We start from the raw sequence: 2,255 nt of genomic DNA, 5'->3' as shown, positions 1-2,255 counted from the left end.
GCGGGAACGTTGGCGGTAACTCTAACAGAAAAAAACGAAATTTAATTAAATGAAATTATTCTCATTTTTGAATAAAGGAAAAAGCAAACCGAGTTACAAATGTTCTTGTTGCGGAAAGACTTACGATGAGTTACCACTTTGTTTTGGTTCTGAATATCCCGACTATTATTTTTCTGTTTCTCCTGATGAACGTGAACAACGAATTGAACTTAAAGAAAGTTTATGTGTTGTCGACAAACAACATTTTTTTCATCGTGGGAGAATAACAATTCCAATAATTGACCATACCGAAAATTTAATTTTTAACGTGTGGACATCAATAAGCGAAGACAACTTTGCGAAACGAATGGACTTGTGGGAAGACCCAAGTAGAATAAGCGAAGAACCATATTTTGGTTGGTTACAGACAATTGTTCCGACCTATGGAGACACATTAAACATAAAGGCAATAGCGAAAGAGCAAGAAGTCGGAATAATTCCTGAAATTAAATGCATTGAGGAAAAACATCGTTTGACTATTGACCAAGAAAAAGGAATTACCTATAAACAAGCATCAGAGATTGTTGCAAAAATATTGAGAGAACAGCATAATCAAAACTAGCGCCTTTTGTGCTAAAAAGAGCTACCGCCAACAGCTACTACAACGGATTTGGGCAATTGGCTTAATGGAAAGTTGGTTTTGTATTTGGGATGATTTGGCAAATCCGAAGATTGGGCTTAATTTAGTCCCAAACCCGCTGTAGTACCAGAACGTTAGCGGTAATTTTGAAGAACGTTCATTATAAAATATCAACGATGATTAAGACTATAAAAAAAATAAATAATCAAACCTGGATAGCTATTTTAGGAGGAACTATACTCTTTTTATCTTGGATTGTCGAAAAAAAATTTGAATCAAATTGGATAAATGAAAAACAGAAACTTGAACGTTCACAATTAGTTATTGATATTACAGAGGTTCAAAGAGCAAATTATGAAGTTGCTTATAATGTTGAGGCTAAAAAAGAAAAGCAAGATTTAGTAGTGCTTACTTTTATACAAGTAGGATTGTGCAGAACATATATAAACCTCTTAAGTTGGAGCAAAGGAAGAATTACTGATGATGCTGAAAACTATAAAAAAATTATAAATTCAAAAAGAGAAATTGATAGTACTAACATTTCAAGCTACAATTCAGGAAATTATGAAAAAGTACATTATAATTTCGAGTTTGTTAAATCCTTTTTTGAAAAGAATTATTTAGATTTAGATAATCAGTTTTCTGTAAAAGTTGATGAAGTTGATGCAAAACAAAATCTTTGGAATATTATATTTACTTTGTTATATGTTTTAGGTAGTTTGCTTGTAGGAGTAAGCTTTGTTCTTGAAAAAACAAGTCCAAAATAAATAAAAAACTACCGCTAACAGCTACTACAATGGATTTGGGCATTAGGATTAATGGAAAGTTGGTTTTGTATTTGGGATGATTTGGCAAATCCGAAAATAGGGCTTAATTTAGTCCCAAACCCACTGTAGTACCAGAACGTTAGTAGCCATTTTACGTGAGCTAAAAGTTCTATAGATAAAATTAATGATGATAAATAACTTCTTAAAATTTTGTTCCTTTCTACTTCTATTACTTTTGTTAAGTTGTTATGGTGTTAATTCTGAAACTTCAGAAATAGGAAGTATCAATACGACTTGTCAATCCAAAAATGCTTGGAAAGAAATAACAGAAGCGTACTCAATCGATAAAATTCAAGATTCAAGTTTTATAGAAGGTTTAAATTATGTAAAGAATCATTTTATAAAACCAAAATACATTCTTTACTTTGAAAGTGGTCCACGAGAAATTATTGGTTGCGACTACTATTCAATTAGAGTCGCCTATAATCCGAAAATATTTGAAGGTGATATTGATGGTTTAACACCAAAGTTATCGGATAAGGAACAGGTTAGAATTAGGAATCGAATATTGAAACTATTATATAAATATGAATGTCCTGAAGGACAAAAAGTTCTTTTAAAAGAAATGAAAGAGCCAGCAATATTTGGAAAAGAATATTATAAAAACAGATAAAAAAACGGCTACTAACAGCTACTACAACGGATTTGGGCAATTGGCTTAATGGAATGATGGTTTTGTATTTGGGATGATTTGGCAAATCCGAAAATAGAGCTTAATTTAGTCCCAAACCCGCTGTAGTACCAGAACGTTAGTAGCCATTACCAGAAAAACAGAAATTAAACTGATGAAACAGATTTTATTTTTACTT

Annotated in this window: 3 protein-coding genes; all 3 read left to right on the top strand. The window is 31.6% G+C overall.

All coding sequences use genetic code 11. From position 1 onward, the window contains the following. Nucleotides 1-49 precede the first annotated feature (49 nt). Nucleotides 50-601 carry a DUF2199 domain-containing protein gene (locus tag VFS71_RS08240; RefSeq protein WP_326400467.1) on the top strand — a complete coding sequence of 184 codons (552 nt, stop codon included), beginning with the start codon at nucleotides 50-52 and terminating at the stop codon, nucleotides 599-601. A 194-nt stretch (nucleotides 602-795) separates the two neighbouring features. Next, nucleotides 796-1,386, top strand: coding sequence for a hypothetical protein (locus VFS71_RS08235; protein WP_326400466.1), 591 nt, complete (start codon nucleotides 796-798; stop codon nucleotides 1,384-1,386). A gap of 235 nt (nucleotides 1,387-1,621) precedes the next feature. Then, nucleotides 1,622-2,059: a hypothetical protein gene (locus tag VFS71_RS08230; protein ID WP_326400465.1), complete on the top strand. Its 438-nt coding sequence runs from the start codon at nucleotides 1,622-1,624 to the stop codon at nucleotides 2,057-2,059. The last annotated feature ends 196 nt before the right edge of the window (nucleotides 2,060-2,255 follow it).

Origin of the sequence: Flavobacterium sp., assembly GCF_035760125.1 — a bacterium.
Lineage (GTDB): Bacteria > Bacteroidota > Bacteroidia > Flavobacteriales > Flavobacteriaceae > Flavobacterium.
The sequence above is the reverse complement of the archived record's forward strand: the minus strand, read 5'-3'. Positions and strand labels throughout refer to the sequence as shown.